The sequence below is a fragment of the Streptomyces sp. ME02-8801-2C genome (genome assembly GCF_033793965.1).
In the GTDB taxonomy this organism is placed as follows: domain Bacteria; phylum Actinomycetota; class Actinomycetes; order Streptomycetales; family Streptomycetaceae; genus Streptomyces.
This window is the reverse complement of record NZ_JARAXP010000009.1, coordinates 98,150-114,232: the sequence shown is the minus strand read 5'-3', so window position 1 is coordinate 114,232 and position 16,083 is coordinate 98,150. Positions and strand designations below refer to the sequence as shown.

Sequence of the window (16,083 nt, the reverse complement as noted above, 5' to 3'; positions counted from 1 at the left end):
GGAAACAGAAAACGCGGGCCGACTGGAGTTCCTCAGTCGGCCCGCGTTCACATGCGAGCGCCGCGCAGGCAATCTCAGCCCGTCTGGGGGTCCCCCCTCTGGGGGAGTTTGAGGACGAGGCCGTTCAGGCCGAAGCGGGGGCCCGGGGGCGGCAGCCCCCGGACGACGGTCACCTCAGACCAGGTTGACCGATCGAGCAGACCTCGCCCCGATCTCCTCGGCGACCTCCGCCAAGACGCTGGGCGCAACCGTGTCGTCCACCGTCAGTACCGCGAGGGCCTCGCCCCCGGCCACCGACCGCGAGACCTGCATCCCGGCGATGTTGATCCCGGCCTCGCCGAAGATCCGGCCGACCGTACCGACGACACCGGGCCGGTCCGCGTACCGGTACACCACCATGTGGTCGGCGAGCGCGAGGTCGACGTCGTACTCACCGACCGCGACGATCTTCTGGTGGTGCTTGGGACCGGCCAGCGTGCCGGAGACCGACACCTCCTCGCCGCTGCCGAGCGTGCCACGCACGGTCACGACGTTGCGGTGGTCCGAGGACTCCGAGCTGGTCGTCAGCCGCACCTCGACGCCGCGCTCCTGGGCGAACAGCGGGGCGTTGACATACGACACGGTCTCGTCGACGACGTCCTCGAACACGCCCTTCAGCGCGGAGAGCTCGAGCACCTTCACGTCGTGCTGGGTGATCTCGCCGTACACCTCGACGTCGAGGCGGACCGCGACCTCGCCCGCGAGCGCGGTGAAGATACGGCCGAGCTTCTCGGCGAGCGGCAGACCCGGCTTGACGTCCTCGGCGATGACGCCGCCCTGGACGTTCACCGCGTCCGGGACCAGCTCACCGGCGAGCGCGAGGCGCACCGAGCGGGCGACGGCGATACCGGCCTTCTCCTGCGCCTCGTCCGTGGACGCGCCGAGGTGCGGGGTGCAGACGACCTGGTCGAGCTCGAACAGCGGGGAGTCCGTGCAGGGCTCCTTCGCGTACACGTCGAGGCCGGCGCCGGCGACGCGGCCCTCCTTGAGCGCCGAGTACAGCGCCTCCTCGTCGACGATCCCGCCGCGCGCGGCGTTCACGATGCGGACGCTCGGCTTGACCTTGTGCAGCGCCTCGTCGCCGATGAGACCGAGGGTCTCGGGGGTCTTCGGCAGGTGCACGGTGATGAAGTCGGAGACCTCGAGGAGCTCGTCCAGGGACAGCACCTTGACGCCCATCTGCGCGGCCCGCGCGGGCTGGACGTACGGGTCGTACGCGACGACCTTCATGCCGAACGCGGACATGCGCTGGGCGACGAGCGCGCCGATGCGCCCGAGGCCCACGACACCGAGCGTCTTCTCGGCCAGCTCGACGCCGGTGTACTTGTTGCGCTTCCACTCGCCGTTCTTGAGCGCGGTGTTGGCCTGCGGGATGTGGCGCGCGGTGGCCAGCAGCAGACCGCAGGCGAGCTCGGCGGCGGTGACGATGTTCGAGGTGGGGGCGTTGACGACCATCACGCCGGCCTTGGTGGCGGCGGAGACGTCCACGTTGTCCAGGCCGACGCCGGCTCGTGCGACGACCTTCAGCTTGCGGGCGGCGGCGACCGCCTCGGCGTCGACCTTGGTGGCCGAGCGGATCAGGATCGCGTCGACGTCGGCGATGGCCGGGAGCAGTTCGGCTCGGTCCGCTCCGTTGCAGTGCCGGATCTCGAAGTCCGGGCCGAGCGCGTCGACGGTCGCGGGCGACAGCTCTTCAGCGATGAGTACGACAGGTTTCGAGCTCACGTGAGGTCCTCACTCAGTCCTATGCGGACGGCCGTCCCGACGGCCGCAGGCGGTGGAGGTGCTACCGCGTGGAGACGCACGACGCTGTGGGCCTGACGCGTATGTAGTACGGCAGTGTAGTGGCGCGGCGAAGGGCGGCTCCCGCCCCCGCGCAAGGATCACTCATCCGTGGCCGGTCACCGCGGACAAGGCCCGATCCGGGGTTCGGAAATGGGGCCGCAGCGTGCGCCACGGCCCCATTCCCCAAAGCTTACGCCTCGTCGTCGACCCAGGACATGAGCTTGCGCAGCTCCTTGCCCGTGGTCTCCAGGAGGCTCTGCTCGTCCTGCGACTTGTACTCGTTGTACTTCTTCAGACCGCCGTGGTACTCGGCCATCCACTCACGCGCGAAGGTGCCGTCCTGGATCTCGGCGAGGACCTTCTTCATCTCGGCCTTGGTGGCGTCCGTGATGATCCGCGGGCCGGTGACGTAGTCGCCCCACTCGGCGGTCTCGGAGACCGACCAGCGCATCTTCTCGAGGCCGCCCTCGTACATGAGGTCGACGATCAGCTTGAGCTCGTGCAGGCACTCGAAGTACGCGATCTCCGGCTGGTAGCCGGCCTCGGTCAGCGTCTCGAAACCGGCCTTGACCAGCGCGGCCGTACCACCGCAGAGAACGGCCTGCTCACCGAACAGGTCGGTCTCGGTCTCCTCGGTGAAGGTCGTCTTGATGACGCCGGCGCGGGTGCCGCCGATGCCCTTGGCGTACGACAGCGCGAGCGCGAAGGCGTTGCCGGTCGCGTCCTGCTCGACGGCCGCGATACACGGAACGCCGCGGCCCTCCTCGTACTGGCGGCGCACGAGGTGGCCCGGGCCCTTGGGGGCGACCATGCAGACGTCGATGCCGGCCGGCGGCTTGATGAAGTCGAAGCGGATGTTCAGGCCGTGGCCGAAGAACAGCGCGTCGCCCTCGTTGAGGTTGTCCTTGATGGACTCCTCGTAGACCTGGGCCTGGATCGGGTCCGGGACGAGGATCATGATGACGTCGGCCTCGGCGGCGGCCTCGGCGGGGGTCACCACGCGCAGGCCCTGCTCCTCGGCCTTCGCCTTCGACTTGGAGCCCTCGTGCAGACCGACACGGACGTCGACACCAGAGTCACGGAGCGACAGCGCGTGGGCGTGGCCCTGGCTGCCGTAACCGATGACCGCGACCTTGCGGCCCTGGATGATGGACAGGTCGGCGTCGGCGTCGTAGAACAGCTCGGCCACTTTGGGTTCTCTCCTTGAGTGCAGGTGTTGCGTCCCACCGTATGACGGCGGGCGGAAGTGAAGTCTCGGGGTCTCGGTATACGGGCGGCCAGTGTCACCCGACCGCCCGAATCCGCGGTTACGCCGACCGGTCGAGGGCCCGCAGCGACCGGTCCGTGATCGAGCGCGCGCCGCGCCCGATCGCGATCGTGCCGGACTGCACCAGTTCCTTGATGCCGTACGGCTCCAGCATCTTGAGCATGGCGGACAGCTTGTCGCTGCTGCCGGTGGCCTCGATGGTGACGGCCTCCGGGGAGACGTCGACCGTCTTGGCGCGGAAGAGCTGGACGATCTCGACGATCTGGGAGCGCGTCTCGTTGTCCGCGCGCACCTTCACCAGAACGAGTTCACGCTGAACGGCCGAGCCGGATTCCAGTTCGACGATCTTCAGCACGTTGACGAGCTTGTTGAGCTGCTTGGTCACCTGTTCGAGGGGAAGTGCCTCGATCACGTTGACCACGATGGTGATGCGGGAGATCTCGGGGTGCTCGGTGACGCCGACCGCGAGGGAGTCGATGTTGAAGCCGCGCCGGGAGAACAGGGCGGTGATCCGGGCGAGGACACCGGGCTTGTTCTCGACGAGGACGGAGAGGGTGTGCTTGGACATGTCTCGTTACGTCTCTCTCGCTCAGTCGTCTTCGTTGTCGCCGAAGTCGGGGCGGACGTCCCGAGCGGCCATGATCTCGTCGTTGGAGGTGCCGGCGGCGACCATCGGCCACACCATGGCGTCCTCGTGGACGATGAAGTCGATCACGACGGGGCGATCGTTGATCGAGTTCGCCTCCTCGATGACCTTGTCGAGGTCGTCCGGGGACTCGCAGCGGATCGCGTAGCAGCCCATCGCCTCGGACAGCTTCACGAAGTCGGGGACCCGGGTGCCCTTGGCGTCCGGATTGACGTCGTCCGGGCCGGAGTGCAGCACCGTGTTGGAGTACCGCTGGTTGTAGAACAGGGTCTGCCACTGGCGGACCATCCCGAGGGCGCCGTTGTTGATGACGGCGACCTTGATCGGGATGTTGTTGAGCGCGCAGGTGGTGAGTTCCTGGTTGGTCATCTGGAAGCAGCCGTCGCCGTCGATCGCCCAGACCGTACGGTCCGGGGCGCCGGCCTTGGCTCCCATCGCGGCCGGGACCGCGTATCCCATCGTTCCGGCGCCGCCGGAGTTCAGCCAGGTCGCGGGCTTCTCGTACTGGATGTAGTGCGCGGCCCACATCTGGTGCTGGCCGACGCCCGCCGTGAAGATCGTGCCCTCGGGGGCGAGCTGTCCGATGCGCTCGATGACGTGCTGGGGCGAGAGCGAGCCATTGTCGGGGTGCTCGTAGCCCAGCGGGTAGGTCTCGCGCCAGCGGTTGAGGTCCTTCCACCACCCGGTGTAGTCACCCGTCTGGCCCTCGCTGTGCTCCTTCTGCACGGCCTGGACCAGGTCGGCGATGACCTCGCGGGCGTCTCCGACGATCGGGACGTCGACGGCGCGGTTCTTGCCGATCTCCGCCGGGTCGATGTCGGCGTGGACGATCTTGGCGTACGGGGCGAAGCTGGAGAGCTTGCCGGTGACGCGGTCGTCGAAGCGGGCTCCGAGGGCGACGATCAGGTCGGCCTTCTGCAGCGCGGCGACGGCGGTGACCGCACCGTGCATGCCCGGCATTCCCACGTGCAGCGGGTGGCTGTCGGGGAACGCGCCGAGCGCCATCAGGGTGGTGGTGACGGGCGCTCCGGTGAGCTCGGCGAGCACCTTGAGCTCGGCGGTGGCGTGCGCCTTCATGACGCCGCCACCCACGTACAGGACGGGCCGCTTCGCGCCGGTGATGAGCTTGGCGGCCTCGCGGATCTGCTTGGCGTGCGGCTTGGTCACCGGGCGGTAGCCGGCCAGATCCTGCTGCGGCGGCCAGGAGAACGTCGTCTGCGCCTGCAGCACGTCCTTCGGGATGTCCACGAGGACCGGTCCCGGGCGGCCGGTGGAGGCGATGTAGAAGGCCTCGGCGATCGCCTTCGGGATGTCCTCGGCCTTGGTGACCAGGAAGCTGTGCTTGGTGATCGGCATGGTGATGCCGACGATGTCCGCCTCCTGGAAGGCGTCCGTGCCGATCGCCTTGGAGTTGACCTGGCCGGTGATCGCGACCAGCGGCACGGAGTCCATCATCGCGTCCGCGATCGGCGTGACCAGGTTGGTGGCACCGGGGCCCGAGGTGGCCATGCACACGCCCACCTTGCCGGTGGCCTGCGCGTAGCCGGTGGCCGCGTGGCCGGCGCCCTGCTCGTGCCGGACGAGCACGTGCCGCACCCGGGTGGAGTCCATCAGCGGGTCGTACGCGGGAAGGATCGTGCCGCCGGGAATGCCGAATACCGTCTCGGCCCCGACCTCCTCAAGCGAGCGGATGAGGGACTTCGCACCCGTGACGTGCTCGGGGGCGGACTGCTGTCCTCCGGAACGGGGCCGCGGCTGCGGGTGATGGGCCCCGGTGGCCTGCTCGGTCATCGGCATTCTCTTCTCGATGCTGAGGGTTTTTGCGAGTTTTGTGCGGTGTGCCGTGCGTCTTTGCCGCGGTCCGACTGGTGCCGGTGCAACAAAAAACCCCTCGTGCCGTGAGGCAAGCGAGGGGAGCGCGTCGGGTGCGGTCGCTGGGAGTTCCGGGTCTGTCCGGAACGTTCACCAGCGTCAGCCGACGCGCTTTCCAAGTACGAGAATTCGGGTGCGCATGGAGTCGACCCTCCCCCCGGCACGCACCGACTGTCAAGTGGGTGGGACGGGAGTCTCATTATGTGAGCGGAGGGCGGTTCCGCCCCCGAAAACGGCGGGCACACCTGTACTTGTGTACACCCCCGGGCCGCCTCCCGCGAACGCGGGCTCGGCCGGGCCGTTGGGCACCGGATAGCGGCCGGTGGACAGGGCCCGGCGCAGCCGGTACTCGTCCAGCGGCCCGGAGAAGGCCATGCCCTGGCCGTGCGTGCAGCCCATCGCGCGCAGGGCGACCACCTGCTCCGGCAGGTCCACCCCGTCGGCGACGGACTGGAGCCCGAGGTCGGCGGCGATTCTGAGCAGCCCGCCGGTGATCTTGTGCAGCCGCGGGGACTCGACGACACCCTCGACCAGACCGCGGTCGAGTTTCAGCACGTCCACGGGGAGCCGCCGAAGCGCCGTGATCGCCGCGTAGCCGCTGCCGAAGCCGTCCAGCGCGATCCGTACGCCGAGGAGCCTGAAGGCGTTCAGACGGCGCTCCAGCTCGTCCAGGGAGAGCCTGGGGTCGGTGTCCGCGAGTTCGATCTCCAGGGCGCCGGTGGGCAGCCCGTGGCGGGTGAGCAAGGTCTCGATCGAGCCGAGGGGCAGGGAGCGGTCGAGGAGCCGGTGGGCGCTCATGCGGACGGCCACGGGTGCGGCGAGCCCGGTCGCGGCGCGTTCGGCGGCCTGTTCGACGGCCTCCTCCAGCATCCAGCGGTCCAGCTCGGCGGTCTTGTCGCCGTCCTCGGTGACGCGCAGGAACTCGGCGGGCGTGAAGAGGACACCCTGGGAGGAGCGCCAGCGGGCCTGGGCGGAGACCGAGGTGATCCGGCCGGTGTCCAGCGCCACCACGGGCTGGTGCAGCAGCGCGAACTCGCCGTCGTGCAGGGCGGCACGCAGGCGCGTGGCCAGTTCCGCCTTCCGTACGACGTCCTGCTGCATCTGGGGCGCGTAGAGCTCGACGCGGCCCTTGCCGGAGGCCTTGGCGCGGTACATCGCCAGGTCGGCGTTGCGCAGCAGCTCGCCCGCGCCGAGGCCGGGCTCCGCGAAGGCGACGCCGATGGAGGCGTTGACCCGGACATCGTTGCCGCCGATGTCGTACGGCTGGGAGAGGGTCAGCCGGAGTCTGTCGGCCAGTTCCACTATGTGGCGTTCACGCGCGCCCCGGTCCCGGGTGCCGTCGCCGACGATCAGGGCGGCGAACTCGTCACCGCCGAGACGGGAGGCGGTGTCGCCGTACCGGACGGAGTCCTGGAGCCTGCGGGCGGCCTGAACGAGCAGTTCGTCCCCGGCCTGGTGCCCGATGGTGTCGTTGACGGCCTTGAAGCCATCGAGGTCGATGAAGAGGACGGCCGTGCCGCGGTCGGTGGAGCGGCGGCCCGACAGGGCCTGCTGCACGCGCTGGGTGAACAGCGCGCGGTTGGGCAGGTCGGTGAGCGGGTCGTGCTCGGCGTTGTGCTGCAACTGTGCCTGCAGCCGCACCCGTTCGGTGACGTCCCGGCTGTTGAAGATGAGGCCGCCGTGGTGCCGGTTGACCGTGGACTCGACGTTCAGCCAGCCGCCGTCCCCTGACTTGAAGCGGCACTCGATCCTGCTGGTGGGTTCGTCGCCAGGGCTGGCGGCGAGGAAGCGGCGCAGCTCGTGCACCACGCAGCCCAGATCCTCCGGGTGGATGAGGTGGGCCAGTTCGGTGCCGACGAGGTCCTCCGCGGACCGGCCGTAGACCCCGGCGGCGGCCGGGCTGACGTACCGCAGCATCCCGCTCGGGGCGGCGATCATGATGACGTCGCTCGAGCCCTGCACCAGGGAGCGGAAATGGTTCTCCTTCTGCGCCAGTTCCTGGGTGAGGGTGATGTTGTCGAGCAGCATGATGCCCTGGCGCACGACGAGCGCGAGGACGACGCCACCCGCGGTGATGAGCACCACGCGGTCCGGGCTGCGGCCGTTGAGGAGGTTGTAGAGGATCCCGAGCGTGCACACGGCGGCGGCCAGATACGGCGTGAGCGCGGCCAGCGAGCCGGTGATGGGCCGGTTGACCGGATACCGGCCGTGATCGCCTCCGGGGGCGGGCGCGGGCCCCTGCCCGGGGGCCGGCGCCTGGACCTGGACCTGGCCCTGACCCTGGCCCTGGCGGGGCACTGGCCGGGGGGCGCCGGGCCTGCCGGGGTGCTGCCGTGCGGGGCGGTGTTCGTGCACCACGCGTGTGTGCCCCTCGGGTTCGCCCGGGCCGCCGTGACCGGAGCCCACCCACGGGGCGTACGCCAGCAGCAGCGAGCCGGCGAACCAGCCCGCGTCGAGCAACTGGCCCGAGTGGTAGTTGTTGTGCATCAGGGGCGAGGTGAACAGGGCGTCGCAGCCCACGGTCAGGGCGAGCGCGGCGATCGCGGTGTTCGCGGCGGAGCGGTTCACGCTGGAGCGCCGGAAGTGCAGCGCCAGGACCATGCTGACGAGCGCGATGTCGAGCAGGGGGTAGGCCAGCGACAGCGCGGTGTGCGCGACGCTCGGCCCGTCGAATCTCGCCGTCTGGGCCAGGGCGAGGCTCCAGGACAGGGTGAGCAGCGAACCGCCGATCAGCCAGGCGTCGAGGACCATGCAGACCCAGCCGGCCTTGGTCGCCGGTCGCTTGGCGAGGACCAGGAGTCCCACGATGGCGGGCGGCGCGAAGCACAGGAAGAACAGGTCGGCGAAGCTGGGGCTCGGCACGTCCCGTTCGAGCACGACCTCGTACCAGCCCCAGACGAGGTTGCCCAGTGAGGCCATGGCGGAGGACAGCGCGAACAGCAGCCAGGCGGGTCGAAAGCGGCTCGGGCGCCGCCCGTAGAGGAAGCAGGACACGGCCGCGGTGCCCGCCGCGGCGCTCAGCCCGAAGTCGCCCATGATGAGGGCGAGTCGGGGCGAGCCCCAGCCGAACGCGGAACCGACGGCGTATGCCGCGCACACCAGGGCGAGGACGAGCTGCGGGACCAGGCTCGTGCCTCCGCCGGAGACCGGCCGGCGGGCCAACAGTGCCCCGGGGGAACTCACCGGACCCTCCGGTGCGCGGCGTGGGTCGGATGCGCGGGGTGTTCGTGGTGGTGACGACCGCTGGGCCGGCGGTGCTGGTGATGGCCGCTGTGGCCGCGTCTGCCCGCGGCCGTGCGCCAGGGTTGCCGTCGGCGGTCCCGCCGCGTCGGATCGTTCGTCCATTGGCCGTACATCGCCCGTCGCCCCCCTCACAGTCTGCAATGTCCATCCCCGGCGCCGATCGGTGCGCGGCGCAGCCCCTGTCGGGACGATACACCAGTCTCGTCACTCAGGGACATAGTTCCTCTACTCTCCGTAACGACAAGTGGCGACAGTGACACACCCCGCATCCGAGGGAATGCGGAGGGTGCCCGAAGCGGACTAGGCGTCGCCTGCCCCCGTCGTAAGGATCACGTTCCGCAGCGGCTCCTGGTTCAGGAACCGGTTCAGCTGGTCCACCAGCAGCCACTCGGCGCGCGGCCGGAACGCGGACGTCGGGCCGCCGACATGGGGGCTGATGAGTACCCCGGGCGCCTGCCACAAGGGGTGCCCCGGAGGCAGCGGCTCCGGATCGGTGACGTCGAGGGCGGCCGTGAGGCGGCCCGATTCCAGCTCGGCGAGCAGCGCCTTGGTGTCGACGACGGGCCCCCGGGCCACGTTCACGAGCAGCGCGCCGTCCTTCATCCGTGCGAGGAACTCGGCGTCCACCAGCCCTCTTGTCTGATCGGTGAGGGGCGTGGCGAGGATCACGATGTCCGCCTCGGGCAGAAGGGCGGGCAGTTCGGTGAGCGGATGCACCGGTCCGCGCGCCGTGGTGCGCTCAGAGCGCGCGACGCGTGCCACCCGCGCGAGCTCGAAGGGCGCGAGCCGGTCCTCGATGGCGGCGCCGATGGAGCCGTAGCCGACGATGAGTGCGGCTTTGTCGGCGAGCGCGGGCCGGAACCCGCCCCGCCACTTCCCCTGGTCCTGCGCCCGTACGAAGTCGGGGATGCCGCGCAGCGAGGCCAGGATCAGGGCGAGGGCCAGCTCACCGGTGCTCGCCTCGTGCACCCCGCGCGCGTTGCACAGCCGCACGCCAGGGCGCAGGTGTCCGAGCCCGGGCTGGACGTTGTCGACGCCGGCGGACAGCGTCTGGAGCACCTGGACATGGGTCATGTCCGGCAGGGGTCGTACGCACACCTCGACGGGCTTCATGTACGGGACGACGTAGAACGCGCAGTCGGCCGGGTCCCCGGGGTAGTCGTGATCGCCGTTCCAGAAGAGGTAGTCGGGCCCTTCGGGCAGGCCCTGAATCTCCTCCGGCGGGATGGGGAGCCACACGTCAGCAGTCATGGTCACGAGCGTAGGCGAACCCCTGTGCGTACAGAGGTTAGGTTTGGGGGGCAAGGAGAGAGAGGTTCACGACCAGGTGGAGCGCAGGACGATCGGCGCGGCAGCGCTCGAGGTGGGGGCCGTTGGCTTCGGGTGCATGCCGATGAGCTGGGCGTACAGCGCGTCTCGGCAGCGTGGCGAGGAGTCGGTACGGGCCGTGCACCGGGCCCTGGACGAGGGCTCGTCGCTGCTGGACACGGCCGACATGTACGGCCCGTTCACCAACGAGCTGCTGGTGGGGCGGGTGTTGAGGCAGCGGCGGGGCGACGCCTTCGTGTCGACGAAGGTCGGTCTGCTGGTGGGCGATCAGCACATCGTGGCCAACGGCCGCCCCGGCTATGTGAAACGAGCGTGCGACGCCTCGCTCCGCCGCCTCCAGACGGATGTCATCGACCTCTACCATCTGCACCGCGCGGACCCGGAGGTGCCCGTCGAGGAGACGTGGGGCGCGCTGGCGGAACTCGTACAGGCGGGAAAGGTACGGGCGTTGGGGCTGTCCGCGATGGGCGCGCGGGCCGGGCGCCGGTCGGGGGCGGGTGTGAGCGCGGGGATGCACGACGCGACGGTCCGTCAACTGGAGCGGGTGCAGCAGGTGTTCCCGGTCAGCGCGGTGCAGGCCGAGCTGTCGGTGTGGTCGAGGGAGGCGCTTCAGACGCTGCTGCCGTGGTGTGCGGCGCGCGGGATCGGCCTTCTGGCGGCGATGCCCCTGGGCAACGGCTTCCTGACCGGGACGCTGACCCCGGGCGAGGGCTTCGAACGGGAGGACCTGCGCGCCCGCCACCCCCGTTTCACGGCCGAGATGATGGCCGCGAACCAGCCGATCGTGGCGGGCCTGCGCCGGGTGGCGGCGCGGATCGGGCCGGATGTCACGCCGGGCCAGGTGGCGCTGGCGTGGGTGCTCGCGCAGGGCCCGCACGTGGTGCCCGTACCGGGGGCGAAGCACGAGCGGTGGGTGGCGCAGAACGCGCGGGCGGCGCGGCTGCGGCTGTCGGCGGCGGACCTGGCCGAGGTGGCGGGACTGCCCAGGGCACAGGGGTCGTGGGACTGAGGCCCGAATCGGACTTCGCGGATCGGGAACTCGTGGGCCGCGAGCGAGGTATGACAGGGAGAACCCGTCGCGTCGAAGGGACCATGATCGTGCAACGTAGAGCTGTGACGGCCGTACTGGCCGCGGCCACGCTTCTGCTCACGGCCGGCTGCTCCTCCGACGAGAGCGGAGGCGGCGGTGGCTCGGGCGGCGGCGACACGGCGTCGCCCAGCCGTGCGGGTACGCAGGCCCCGCCCTCCGCGCGGGCCACCGACGAGGTCGCACCGGCCAAGGGTTCGGTGAAGGTGCTGCGCACGGTCACCGAGGGCCTGAAGAGCCCCTGGGGTCTGGCCCCGCTGCCGGACGGCGACCTGCTGGTCTCCTCCCGTGACGAGGGCACGATCGCCCGGGTCGACAGCACGACGGGCAGGAAGACCGAGCTGGGCGAGGTGCCGGGCGTCTCGGCGGCCGGCGAGGGCGGTCTGCTGGGCCTCGCGCTGTCGCCGTCGTTCGCGTCGGACCACATGGTCTACGCGTACTTCACAACGGAGTCGGACAACCGCATCGCGCGCATGCTGTACGAGGAGGAGAAACCGGCGGGCGAGCAGCTGGGCGCCCCCAACACGGTCTTCCGCGGCATCCCCAAGGGCTTTATCCACAACGGCGGCCGGATCGCCTTCGGCCCGGACAAGATGCTGTACGCGGGCACCGGCGAGAGTGGCGACACCGGGCTGTCCCAGGACAGGTCCTCGCTGGGCGGCAAGATCCTGCGCCTGACCCCGGAGGGCGAGCCGGCCCCGGGCAACCCCTTCCCGAACTCCCCGGTGTACTCGTACGGCCACCGCAATGTGCAGGGCCTCGCCTGGGACTCCGAGCAGCGTCTGTTCGCCGCCGAGTTCGGCCAGGACACCTGGGACGAGCTCAACCAGATCAAGCCGGGCGACAACTACGGCTGGCCCGAGGCGGAGGGCGACAGTGACGACGCCTCGTTCCACAACCCGGTCGCGAAGTGGCACACGGACGACGCGTCGCCCAGCGGGATCGCCTTCGCCGAGGGCTCGATATGGATGGCGGGGCTGAAGGGCCAGCGCCTGTGGCGGATCCCCCTGAAGGGCACGGAGGCCGCGGCCGATCCGCAGGCGTTCCTCGAGGGCGAGTACGGCAGGCTGCGGACGGTGGTGTCGGCGGGCGGCGACAAGCTGTGGCTGGTGACGAGCGAGACGGACGGCAGGGGGTCCCCGGAGGGCGGCGACGACCGGATCCTGGAGCTTCAGGTGACGTGAGGGGGCCGGTCGGGCCTGGCGCCCGGCTACTCCGACGGGTCCGGCTGCGGCGCTTCCTCCGCCGGTTCCGCTTCCTCCGGGTGCTCACCCCGCCGTACGACGACTTTTCCGGACGCGAGGTCTATCGGCCCGCGTCCGGGGTCGCCGTCGCCGACGTCCACGCGGGTCAGCTCCAGACGGTTCTGCTCGTCACGCGTGTGCTTGCGTCCCGGTGCGAAGAGCTCCTCGAACATGTTGAACACGGGCCTGGCTCCCGGCTACTCGTCTTCTATGAGCGACTGATCGAGGACCGCCACAGAGACCAGGATCAGGAAGGCCCGGTGAACCATGTAGTCGACGGTCAGGCCCGTGGCCACGGACACCACGCGGATGTCCTCACCGCTCACTGCCTGCGACACCGGCGTGAAGGGGTCCTCGGCGAGCTTGTTCAGGCCCCGCTCCAGAAGCTTGCGCCGGTCCTCGGGAAGTGCGTCACGCTGCGCGGCAGCGCGTTCGGTGAACTCGATCTGGTACAGCACCGCTCCTCCGCCCGTAGGTGGGTCTGCTGCCATTATCCCGCGACCAGGCGATCCTCGGTCCCTGGCGGGAACAAGGCCAGCCGGTGCGCCACCGCAGCCGCCTCGCCCCGCCCCGAGACGCCCAGTTTGGCCAGGATGTTGGAGACGTGGACGCTCGCTGTCTTCGGCGAGATGAAGAGTTCCTCGGCTATCTGGCGGTTGGTGCGGCCCGCCGAGACCAGGCGCAGGACGTCCCGTTCGCGGCTGGTGAGGCCCAGGGACTCGGCCGGGTCCGCCGCGGGTCGGGACGGGATGCCGGTCGGGGTGAGGCGGGCGCGCTGGGCGAGGAGGGTGACGGCGTCGGCGAGGGGGCGGGCGCCCAGGTGGCCGGCGACGGTGGCGGACAGCCGCAGGAGTTCGCTCGCCCGGTCGCGGTCGTCGGGCTCGGCGCCGTCCGTGAGCAGGGCCTCGGCGAGGCGGAGGCGGACCCGGGCGAGGTCGTAGGGGCGGTCCAGGGTCTCGAAGGCGGTGACGAGCCCGGACCAGGTGTCGGGGGTGGCGGTGCCGTCGGCGCGCTGGAGTTCGGCGCGGACCCACTGCTCGTGGGCGAGCCAGACGGGGGCGCCCGTGGCGAGCTTCTTGGCGGTGTCGAGGATGCGGGCGAGGATCTCGGGGCGGCCCGGCGCGGCGGTGGGCAGGGCGCGGGCGCCGCCCTCCGCGGTGGCCGCGGCCAGGAGCAGTGGCCAGCCGTAGCGGTGGGTGCCGGGCGGGAAGCCGGCGTCCAGTGCGTGGGCCAGTTCGGTGCGGGCGTCGAGGAGGCGGCCCTCGGCGGCGGCGACGCCGACGGTGACGAGGGCGAGCAGCAGGTCGTGCTGGGGCATGGGGTCGTGGGTGCCGAAGTGCTGGTGGGCGGTGCCCAGTTGGCGGCCGGCCTCGGTCAGGTCGCCCCGGCCCAGGGCGAGTCGGGCCAGGCAGATCGCGCCGGCGCCCTGCGGCTTGGTGCTCTGGCCGCGTCGCAGCGCGTTGGCCGCGGCCTCGGCGGCGTCCTGCCAACGGCCGAGCGAGTACAGCGAGTCCGAGAGGTTGCCCCACACCCAGGCCTCGGAGTCCAGCAGCCCGAACTTACGGGTGTAGGCGATGCCCTCCTCCAGGAGGGGGACGGAGTCGCGGGAGCGGCCGACCGATTCGAGGCCGTTGGGGAGGTTGACGTAGGCGCGTCCGGCGACGAAGAAGATGTTCTCCTCGACCGACCGTTCCTTGACCTCGCGCATCTGTGCGAAGCCGGTCTCCGTGGCGCCGGAGTCGACCAGGAGGCCGCCGTGGGTGAGGCGGGCGTGCAGCTCGGTCTCGTGGGCGCCCACCATGCGCGCGTACTCGACCGCCTGTTCGGCGGCGGCGAGGGCTTCGGGGCCGGGACAGTGCAGCATCGACCAGGCGGCGACATTGGCGAGCACCTCGGCGTGCACCTCCGAGGGCGGCAGACCGCGTACGAGTTCCTGGGCGGTGCCCAGTTCCTTCCAGCCGTCACCCCGGGACTGGGCCTGGACCAGGCGGGAGCGCTGGCACCAGAACCAGGCGGCGCGCAAGGGGTCGCCGTCGTCCTCCAGAAGGTGCAGCGCCCGCTTGATGATCTTCAGGGCGCGTTCGCGCTCCCCGCACAGCCGGCCCGCGACGGCGGCCTCGGCCATGAGGTCGAGGTAGTGGAGGGGGGTGGTGGCGGGGTCGCAGCCGCAGGGCGGATAGACCTCGGTGTAGTCGACGGGCCGGAGCGTGGTCCGTACGGCGTCGGGGACGGTGTCCCAGAGCTCCATCGCCCGTTCCAGGAGCCGCAGTTGCTCGGAGTAGGCGTACCGGCGGCGGGCGGTGACCGAGGCGTCCAGGACGGCGGGGAGGGCCTTGGCCGGGTCGTGGGCGTGGTACCAGTAGCTGGCCAGGCGCGTGGTGCGCTCGTCGGCGGGGACGAGGGTCGGGTCGGTCTCCAGGGCCTCGGCGTAGCGGCGGTTCAGGCGGGAGCGTTCGCCGGGGAGCAGGTCGTCGCCGACGGCCTCGCGGACCAGGGAGTGGCGGAAGCGGTAGCCGTCGCCGGCTGGGGTCGCGAGCAGGATGTTGGCGCCGACGGCGGCGCGCAGTGCCTCGATGAGGTCGTCCTCGGCGAGTCCGGCGGCGGCGGCGAGCAGCCGGTACTCGACGGTGGAGCCGCCCTCGGCGACGATCCGGGCGACCCGCTGGGCGCTCTCGGGCAGGCTTTCGACACGGACGAGGAGGAGGTCGCGGAGGGTGTCCGTGAGCCGGGTGCGGCAGCCCTCGTGAGCGGCGACGGCGAGTTCCTCGACGAAGAACGCGTTGCCGTCCGAGCGCTCGAAGATCTCGTCGACCTGGGCCGGTTCGGGTTCGGCGGCGAGGATGCCGGCGATCTGGCGGCTCACCTCGGCACGGTTGAAGCGGCTCAGCTCGATGCGGCGGACCGTGCGCAGCCGGTCCAGTTCGGCGAGGAGGGGGCGCAGCGGATGGCGGCGGTGGATGTCGTCGGCGCGGTAGGTGGCGAGGACGACGAGACGGCCGGTGCGCAGGGTGCGGAAGAGGTAGGCCAGAAGATGGCGGGTGGAGGCGTCGGCCCAGTGGAGGTCTTCGAGGGCGACGACGACCGTACGGTCCGCCGCGACGCGTTCCAGGAGGCGTGCGGTGAGTTCGAAGAGGCGGGCCATGCCCTCCTCGTCGTGCCGCCCGGCACCGGTCTCCCCCAACTCCGGGAGCAGCCGGGCCAGTTCCTCCTCCTGTCCGGCAGCGGCAGCGGCCAACTCGTCGGGCAGCGCCCGCCGCAGGGCGCGCAGGGCGGTGGAGAAGGGCGCGAAGGGCAGCCCGTCGGCGCCGATCTCGACACAGCCGCCGAGCACGACGACCGCGCCCCGGCCGCCGGCCGCGTCGGCGAACTCCTCGACGAGCCGGGTCTTGCCGACCCCGGCCTCGCCGCCGAGCAGCAACGCCTGCGGCTCACCGGCGGCGGCGCGTGCCAGCGCCTCGTGCAACACCCCCAACTCGTCGCCACGACCGACGAACTCCGGACAGACGGACCTGGTCTCCACGGGCCAGAGCATCGCACAGGGCTCTGACATCGCGGGACTGGTTATCGCGCC

General features: G+C 70.9%; 11 protein-coding genes. 2 read left to right on the top strand and 9 right to left on the bottom strand.

The window, feature by feature from the left end; all coding sequences use genetic code 11:
* Positions 1-174: 174 nt before the first annotated feature.
* The 6 genes from serA to PV396_RS28975 form a co-directional block, all read right to left on the bottom strand.
* Positions 175-1,764, bottom strand: coding sequence for a phosphoglycerate dehydrogenase (gene serA, locus PV396_RS29000; protein ID WP_319209597.1), 1,590 nt, complete (start codon positions 1,762-1,764; stop codon positions 175-177).
* A 250-nt stretch (positions 1,765-2,014) separates the two neighbouring features.
* Positions 2,015-3,013, bottom strand: a complete 999-nt coding sequence (gene ilvC, locus PV396_RS28995) for a ketol-acid reductoisomerase (protein WP_319209594.1) — start codon at positions 3,011-3,013, stop codon at positions 2,015-2,017.
* Between the two features lie 118 nt (positions 3,014-3,131).
* The gene (gene ilvN / locus PV396_RS28990; RefSeq protein ID WP_053739835.1) at positions 3,132-3,659 is read right to left on the bottom strand and encodes an acetolactate synthase small subunit; all 528 of its coding nucleotides are present in this window, start codon (positions 3,657-3,659) and stop codon (positions 3,132-3,134) included.
* Between the two features lie 21 nt (positions 3,660-3,680).
* A complete protein-coding gene (locus tag PV396_RS28985) occupies positions 3,681-5,528 on the bottom strand; it encodes an acetolactate synthase large subunit (protein ID WP_319209589.1) in 1,848 nt (615 codons plus the stop codon).
* Positions 5,529-5,783: 255 nt separating this feature from the next.
* A complete protein-coding gene (locus tag PV396_RS28980; RefSeq protein ID WP_416071498.1) occupies positions 5,784-8,954 on the bottom strand; it encodes an EAL domain-containing protein in 3,171 nt (1,056 codons plus the stop codon).
* Between the two features lie 198 nt (positions 8,955-9,152).
* Positions 9,153-10,103, bottom strand: a complete 951-nt coding sequence (locus PV396_RS28975; RefSeq protein WP_319209584.1) for a 2-hydroxyacid dehydrogenase — start codon at positions 10,101-10,103, stop codon at positions 9,153-9,155.
* 76 nt (positions 10,104-10,179) lie between these two features.
* Here PV396_RS28975 and PV396_RS28970 point away from each other — a divergent pair, with 76 nt between their 5' ends.
* Positions 10,180-11,190 (top strand): aldo/keto reductase, encoded by a 1,011-nt coding sequence (locus PV396_RS28970; RefSeq protein ID WP_319209581.1) that lies wholly within the window; start codon positions 10,180-10,182, stop codon positions 11,188-11,190.
* Between the two features lie 83 nt (positions 11,191-11,273).
* Positions 11,274-12,452 (top strand): PQQ-dependent sugar dehydrogenase, encoded by a 1,179-nt coding sequence (locus PV396_RS28965; protein WP_319209578.1) that lies wholly within the window; start codon positions 11,274-11,276, stop codon positions 12,450-12,452.
* 26 nt (positions 12,453-12,478) lie between these two features.
* Here the strand turns inward: PV396_RS28965 and PV396_RS28960 are convergent, their stop codons facing one another.
* Genes PV396_RS28960 through PV396_RS28950 form a run of 3 tightly spaced genes read right to left on the bottom strand, consistent with a single transcriptional unit; the run spans position 12,479 to position 16,044 of the window.
* Complete coding sequence (locus tag PV396_RS28960; protein ID WP_319209575.1) at positions 12,479-12,694, bottom strand: DUF6191 domain-containing protein; 216 nt, start codon at positions 12,692-12,694, stop codon at positions 12,479-12,481.
* A 15-nt stretch (positions 12,695-12,709) separates the two neighbouring features.
* Positions 12,710-12,970, bottom strand: a complete 261-nt coding sequence (locus tag PV396_RS28955; RefSeq protein WP_319209572.1) for a type II toxin-antitoxin system RelE family toxin — start codon at positions 12,968-12,970, stop codon at positions 12,710-12,712.
* Positions 12,971-13,002: 32 nt separating this feature from the next.
* Positions 13,003-16,044 (bottom strand): helix-turn-helix transcriptional regulator, encoded by a 3,042-nt coding sequence (locus tag PV396_RS28950; RefSeq protein ID WP_319209935.1) that lies wholly within the window; start codon positions 16,042-16,044, stop codon positions 13,003-13,005.
* Positions 16,045-16,083: the final 39 nt, after the last annotated feature.

Coding starts and splice junctions, on each gene's coding strand:
- PV396_RS28950 (WP_319209935.1), bottom strand. CDS start 16,044: ATGCTCTGGCCCGTGGAGACCAGGTCCGTCTGTCCGGAGTTCGTCGGT.
- PV396_RS28975 (WP_319209584.1), bottom strand. CDS start 10,103: ATGACTGCTGACGTGTGGCTCCCCATCCCGCCGGAGGAGATTCAGGGC.
- PV396_RS28980 (WP_416071498.1), bottom strand. CDS start 8,954: ATGGACGAACGATCCGACGCGGCGGGACCGCCGACGGCAACCCTGGCG.
- ilvN (WP_053739835.1), bottom strand. CDS start 3,659: ATGTCCAAGCACACCCTCTCCGTCCTCGTCGAGAACAAGCCCGGTGTC.
- PV396_RS28965 (WP_319209578.1), top strand. CDS start 11,274: ATGATCGTGCAACGTAGAGCTGTGACGGCCGTACTGGCCGCGGCCACG.
- PV396_RS28985 (WP_319209589.1), bottom strand. CDS start 5,528: ATGACCGAGCAGGCCACCGGGGCCCATCACCCGCAGCCGCGGCCCCGT.